Here is a 6000-nt window from a genome sequence, read left to right as displayed (position 1 = left end):
TGGGGTACGTTTCTTTGGCGAAGCAAAGAAAGGTACCTCGGCCGCCGGGCCGAGACCCGGCTCCCGCCCTCGGCAAAGGCATGCCAGCAAAACCAGCCGCGCTGCCGGGCGCACATCCCGGCCTCCGCCATCAACCGAAGCATGCAGCCAGCAAAACCAAAGCCCATCCAACAACCACATCATTTCAACGCCCCCAACCACTGCACCAACGCATCCATCTCCCCCTGCGACAACCGCGCATAAGAAGGCATCCGCGCCCCCGGCTTGACCTCATGCACCTGCGACAGCCACTGCTTCATCTCCACAGGCCCGTTCCTCAAAGTCCCCGAAGCAATGAACAACCGCCCCCCCACATGCGTCAGATCCGGCCCCAACCGAGAACCCTCAGCCACACCCCGCACGGTATGGCAGACAAAACACTTCTGCCCCTCAAACACCGCCCTCCCCGCCTGCAGCGCAGCCGGTGAATTCGCCACCACAGCCGGCCGCGCCTGCCCCGCCAGCCAGGCATCGAACTCCGCCTGCGGCATCGCCACCGCATGCAAGGCCATCCGCGCATGCGCCTCTCCGCAAAATTCAGCGCACTGCCCCCGGTACACCCCCGCCCGCGACGCCTGCAGCAACAAATGGTTCACCCGCCCCGGCACCATGTCCATCTTGCCCCCGAGCTCCGGAATCCACAGGCTGTGGATCACCTCCAGGCTCGACAGGCCCAGGTACACCGGCCGCCCCACGGGCAGGCGCAGCTCGTTGGCGGTCACGATGTCGGCGCCGCTCACCGGGTCGCGGTAGCGGATCTCCCACCACCACATGCGACCCGTGACCGAGACCACCAGCGCATCGGCCGGCGGCACGGCCTTCCAGGGCGGGGCGCGGTGCAGGCTGTAGAAGAACAGCGCCGTGAGCACCAGCACGGGCAGCACCAGGCCGCCACCGGCCAGCCACCACAGGGGGCGCAGCACCACCTCGCCATCACGCCGCCGGCGCACCAACGCCCAGGCCAGCAGCGCCATGGTGCCCACGAAGAGCACCGTGGCCCCGATGAGCAGCACCCAGCTGATCTCGGCAATGGCCTGCGCGGCCGGGCCCGCGGGCGACAGCACGGGGACCAGGGTGGGTGACGCGGTCATGCCATGCCTTCCTCAGCGCTGCTCGCCCAACCAGGCCGCCATGTCGCGTGCGTCCTGCTCGGGCACGCCCATGTCGGGCATGGTGGTCGATGGCACCAGGGCCGAGGGCTGCGCGATCCAGCGCACCAGCAGGTTGGGCCGGTTGGGAATGCGGCCGGCGATGTAGCTGCGCAGGCCGTAGGAAGCCAGCGTCGGCCCCTCCTTGCCGCGCGCGCTGGCGATGCCGGGAATGGCATGGCAGGCGCCGCACTGGTACTGCGCGATGAGCAGGGCGCCCCGCCGCGCATCACCCAGGGCCTGGCCAGCGCCCCAGGCCACCACTGGAAACGTCATCGCACAGACCAGGGATCCGATCAAGCGCTTCATGGAGTGCTGCATCCCCGCGTCCTACATCCCGCCGCACGGCAGGCCCACATAATGAACCGATGCCCCACAGAAGGACCGTCTACGCCACCATATTCGCCACCATGCTCGCCGTGGCCGTGCTGGCGGCAGCGGCCGGCTTCGCCACGGTCTACCTGGGCCTGTACAACGTGGCCGCGAGCGAGCAGCACTTCAAGCCCTTGTACCAGCTGCTCGAAACCGCCATGCACCAGTCGGTCAAGCTGCGCGCGCGCACCGGCGTGGACGAGCCGCCGCCCTTCGACGAGGCCATGGTGCTGCGCGGCGCGGGCTGCTACCGCGACCAGTGCCTGCAGTGCCACGGCGGCCCGGGCGTGCCGCAAGGCGACATCGGCAAGAGCATGCAGCCCCTGCCCGGCCCGCTGGTCGATGCGGCGCGGCGATGGAGCGCTAGGGAGATGTACTGGCTGACCCGCCACGGCATCCGCATGAGCGGCATGCCCGCCTGGGAGCACCGGATGGACGAGGAAGAGCTGTGGTCCACCGTGGCCTTTTTGCAGCGCCTGCCCGACCTGGACGTGGCCGCGTTCCGCCAGATCACGGTGGAGGAAGTGGACGGCGCACGCCGCACGGGCACCATCGCCACCTGCGGCGCGGCGCGCATGGCCGCTGCGCCGCCCGCCATGGGCAACGCCGTGCTGGGCCGCCAGGCTCTGTACCAGCATGCCTGCAATGCCTGCCACATGATCCCTGGGGTGACGGGGCCCGAGGTGCATGTGGGCCCCTCGCTCGCGGGCTTTGCAGCGCGCACCAACATCGCCAGCGTGCTGCCCCACACTGCCGAGAACCTGGAGCGCTGGCTGCGCGAGCCTCAGGCCGTGAAGCCAGGCACCGCCATGCCGGCCATGGGTGTGAGCCCGGCCGACGCGCGGCACATTGCCGCCTACCTGGCGGAGTTGAAATAGCGCCTGCGCTGTCATGGCGACGGCGCCACGGGCGCTACGCCGAACTTGTGCGCCGACTCGGGGTCGGCCGCCGCCGCGTTGTAGGTGTGGCGGAACTGCGATGCCATGGCATACGCACGGCGGCGCACACGCATGATGGAACCCAGTGGCCGGTGCTCCGCCAGGCCGTGCCAGGGACTGAAGGCCAGGGCATTGTCTTCCGCCGGTGACATGGCCTCGTCCCACGACGCCTGCGCCGGCACCGTGATGCGCGCCACGGTGACGAAAGGCGAAAGGTCTTCGGGCCACTGCACCGAGGCATCCTCGATGGGCATTTTTTCCAGGTCCGTGCACAGCTGGGCGCGCAGCTCCCACACGCCACCAGTCTGCGCGAAGTGGCCGGACACGGCATCGCGCAGCGCGTGCGGCCTGTCCGCCAGATCCACGGGCGCGCCGTGCAGGGCCACCAGTTCGGGCGACACGGGCACCAGCGATAGCTTGGCCATGTACGGCCCGAACAGCACCGGCACCTGGGTGAAGTAGCTCTCGCCCAGCGGGTTCGTCGCCGGGTGCCCGCCCAGGGCCTTGAGCGTGGCGCTTTCACCGCCGGCTTTCTCCACCACCGCTTCCAACCCACGCAGCGCGGCCGACAGCAGGGCCTTGGCGGCGGGCGCCTTGTCGGTGGTGGCGGCCAAGAGCTTCAGGCTTTTGAGGAACTTGCGCGCCGTGGGCGCGCTGAACACCGGGCCATTGACCATCAGGAAGTCCTGGCTGCGTGAGCCATCGGCCGGGTCCAGCGGCACGCCATCGACCTCCCGCACCTTGAGGGCCAGGCCGCGCGGGGTCGATACCGCATCATTGAGCAGATCGCCGGGCGTGCTCGACAGGCGCATCACCACCGGGTGGCTGCCCGGTGTGGCGAACAGGCCCTGGGCCAGCACGGGCGGCAGCGCCGGGATGTCAATGCTGCCGTGCAGGATGCCGTGGCTCTTGGCGTGCACGCTGCGAAAGGCGCGGCCTTCATCGGCCGCCACCTTCTCGCTGATGCCGCGCAGCGTCTCCAGCAGCTCGGCCGTGGTCTGCGCTTCGTCCTCCTCCTGGAATTCGCAGTCGGGCGTGTAGGCCAGGGGCGTGGCAAGCGTGGGGGTAGGCATGGGTGGGTGCTTTCGTGGGTGGCTATGGCTGGGCTCCGGTGGCCGCATCGGCCAGCGTCACCCGGATGGGGATGCACTTGCCGGTTGGCACCTGGCTCTTCTTCGCGTGGTGCGACAAGGGCACCAGCGGGTTGCATTCGGGAAAGTAGCCGGCCACCGAGCCACGCGGCAGGTCGTAGGGCAGCGCGCGCAGGCCCGCCACCTGGCGGGCATGGCCGTCGTCCTCGCCTGCGCCCAGTGCGGTGGTGGCCAGCACCGGTGCGCCTTCGGCCAGGCCGCGCTCGGCCATGTCCTCGGGGTGCATGAGCAGCACCATGCGGCTGCCCCACACGTTGCGAAAGCGGTCGTTCAGGCTGTAGACGGTGGTGTTGAACTGGTCGTCGCTGCGCACCGTCATCAGGCGCAGCACCGAGGCGTCAGGGCCTGCCGCGGCGATGGGCGGCGGCAGCATGAAGCAGGCCTTTCCGCTTGGGGTCTTCCACACCCGCTCGCGCGCGGGGTTGGGCCGGGGCATGCCGCCGGGGGCGTGCAGGCCCTGGTTGAAGCCCGCGAAAACCTCGGGCCAGGTGGCCTCGATGGCGTCGCGCACCAGCGCGTAGTCGCCCACCCAGCGCTCCCAGGGCACATGCGGGTTGGGCGCCAGCGTGGCCTGGGCGATGCCGGCAACGATGGCCGCTTCTGACCGCAGGCTGCTGGCCGCGGGGTCGGCCACGCCCTGGGAGGCGTGAAAGCACCCGGTCGAATCCTCCACCGACACGGTCTGCGGGCCCGTGGCCTGCGCGTCCACCTCGATGCGGCCCAGGCAGGGCAGCAGCCAGGCCTCGTGGCCGGGCAGCACATGCGTGTAGTTGAGCCGCGTGGCCACGTGCACCGTGAGCGGCATGCGGCGCCAGGCCTCTTCGAGCCGGCGCGTATCGGGCGCGGCGCGCACGAAGTTGCCGCCCAGGCCGATGAAGGCCCGCACCGAGCCGTCGAGCACGCCCTCGCAGGTGGCCACGGTGTTGCGGCCCTTCTCGCGCGGCGGCTCGAAGTGGTAGAGCTCTGCCAGCTTGTCGAGCGGCGCCAGCCCGGGCTTCTCGGTGATGCCCACGGTGCGCTGGCCCTGCACGTTGGAATGCCCGCGCACCGGGCAGATGCCGGCCCCGGGCTTGCCGATGTTGCCGCGCAGCAGCAACAGGTTGCTCACCATCTGCACGTTGGCCACGCCCTCGCGGTGCTGGGTCAGGCCCATGCCGTAGATGCCGATCACGGCGTTGGCAGAGGCGTAGGTGCGGGCCGCCTGTTCCAGCGCGGCACGCGGCAGCCCGCTTTCGCGCTCGATGTCGTCCCACGACAGGCTGCGCATGGCCGGGGCGAAGGCCTCCAGGCCCTGGGTGTGGCGGGCGATGAAGTCCACGTCCAGCACGCGCGGCGCGCCGGCCATGCGGGCAGCATCGTCGGCCTCGATCAGCCACTTGCACATGCCGCCAATGGCTGCGATGTCGCCGCCGTTGCGCACCTGCAGGTACTGGGTGCTGATCACCGTCTCGGCCGTGCTCAGCATCTCGCGCGGGGACTGGGGGTTGGCAAAGTGCACCAGCCCCACCTCCTTCATCGGGTTGAAGGTGACCACGGGGATGCCGCGCTGGCGCGCCTCCTGCAGCTGGTGCAGCATGCGCGGGCTGTTCACGCCCACGTTCTGGCCAAAGAAGAAGATCGCGTCGGCCTGCTCGAAGTCGTCGAGACGCACCGTGCCCACTGGCACGCCGATGGTCTCGGGCAGCGCCACCGAGGTGCTCTCGTGGCACATGTTGGAGCTGTCGGGCAGGTTGTTGTTGCCGTACAGCCGCGCCAGCAGCTGGTACAGGTAGCTCGTCTCCAGCGATGCACGGCCCGAGGCGTAGAACACCGCCGATTGCGGGTCTTGCGCCCGCAGTGCCTGCAGGCTGCTGCCGATGGCGGCGAAGGCCTCCTCCCAGGTGGTGGGTACGTAGCGGTCGCTGGCGGCGTCGTAGCGCAGCGGGTCCACCAAGCGGCCCTGGCCTTCCAGCGCATGGTCGCTCCAGCCGCGCAGTTCGGTCACGGTGTGCTCGGCAAAGAAGTCCGCACCCGCGCGCTTGTCGGTCAGCTCCCAGGCAGTGGCCTTGGCGCCGTTCTCGCAGAACTCGGCCAGGTGCGGCTTGGCGGGCTTGGCCCAGGCACAGCTCACGCAGGCAAAGCCGCCCGGCTTGTTCTGCTGGCGCAGGGCATTGGCGGTGCGCAACACCGCGCCCTCGCGCACCAGGCTCACGGTGACGGCCTTGAGCGAACCCCAGCCGCCCGCTGGCTGGCCGTAGGGAGGCAAGGGCTCGGGAGGGTCGCGGTCTGGCTTGCCGGGCGGGCTGGCGGGAGGGGCGTGCATGCACCCCACTGTCCGTGCCGGGCCCAGGCCACCAGGTCAGCCGCGCACTG

At 70.1% G+C, this 6000-nt stretch carries 5 protein-coding genes; 1 reads left to right on the top strand and 4 read right to left on the bottom strand.

Translation table 11 applies throughout. From position 1 onward, the window contains the following. Positions 1 to 179: 179 nt before the first annotated feature. Together coxB and PMI14_RS16610 are read right to left on the bottom strand one after the other, a co-directional pair. Positions 180 to 1130 carry a cytochrome c oxidase subunit II gene (gene coxB, locus PMI14_RS16615; protein WP_007856310.1) on the bottom strand — a complete coding sequence of 317 codons (951 nt, stop codon included), beginning with the start codon at positions 1128 to 1130 and terminating at the stop codon, positions 180 to 182. Positions 1131 to 1142: 12 nt separating this feature from the next. Next, a complete protein-coding gene (locus tag PMI14_RS16610) occupies positions 1143 to 1496 on the bottom strand; it encodes a cytochrome c family protein (RefSeq protein WP_238541856.1) in 354 nt (117 codons plus the stop codon). Between the two features lie 59 nt (positions 1497 to 1555). Between PMI14_RS16610 and PMI14_RS16605 the strand changes: the two genes are divergently transcribed. Further along, a complete protein-coding gene (locus tag PMI14_RS16605) occupies positions 1556 to 2437 on the top strand; it encodes a c-type cytochrome (RefSeq protein ID WP_007856307.1) in 882 nt (293 codons plus the stop codon). An 11-nt stretch (positions 2438 to 2448) separates the two neighbouring features. Here the strand turns inward: PMI14_RS16605 and PMI14_RS16600 are convergent, their stop codons facing one another. Together PMI14_RS16600 and PMI14_RS16595 are read right to left on the bottom strand one after the other, a co-directional pair. Continuing rightward, entirely contained in the window at positions 2449 to 3570 is a 1122-nt protein-coding gene (locus PMI14_RS16600) for a catalase family protein (protein WP_007856305.1), read from the bottom strand. A gap of 22 nt (positions 3571 to 3592) precedes the next feature. Continuing rightward, positions 3593 to 5950 carry an FdhF/YdeP family oxidoreductase gene (locus PMI14_RS16595; RefSeq protein ID WP_007856304.1) on the bottom strand — a complete coding sequence of 786 codons (2358 nt, stop codon included), beginning with the start codon at positions 5948 to 5950 and terminating at the stop codon, positions 3593 to 3595. Positions 5951 to 6000: the final 50 nt, after the last annotated feature.

Origin of the sequence: Acidovorax sp. CF316, from assembly GCF_000276605.1 — a bacterium.
Classification (GTDB): domain Bacteria; phylum Pseudomonadota; class Gammaproteobacteria; order Burkholderiales; family Burkholderiaceae_C; genus Acidovorax.
Note: the sequence above shows the minus strand (reverse complement) of the source record. Positions and strands in the feature narration are given on the sequence as shown.

Bases quoted from the DNA above. Each gene is read 5' to 3' on its own strand.
- PMI14_RS16610 (WP_238541856.1), bottom strand. From the start codon at position 1,496: ATGAAGCGCTTGATCGGATCCCTGGTCTGTGCGATGACGTTTCCAGTG.
- coxB (WP_007856310.1), bottom strand. From the start codon at position 1,130: ATGACCGCGTCACCCACCCTGGTCCCCGTGCTGTCGCCCGCGGGCCCG.
- PMI14_RS16595 (WP_007856304.1), bottom strand. From the start codon at position 5,950: ATGCACGCCCCTCCCGCCAGCCCGCCCGGCAAGCCAGACCGCGACCCT.
- PMI14_RS16600 (WP_007856305.1), bottom strand. From the start codon at position 3,570: ATGCCTACCCCCACGCTTGCCACGCCCCTGGCCTACACGCCCGACTGC.
- PMI14_RS16605 (WP_007856307.1), top strand. From the start codon at position 1,556: ATGCCCCACAGAAGGACCGTCTACGCCACCATATTCGCCACCATGCTC.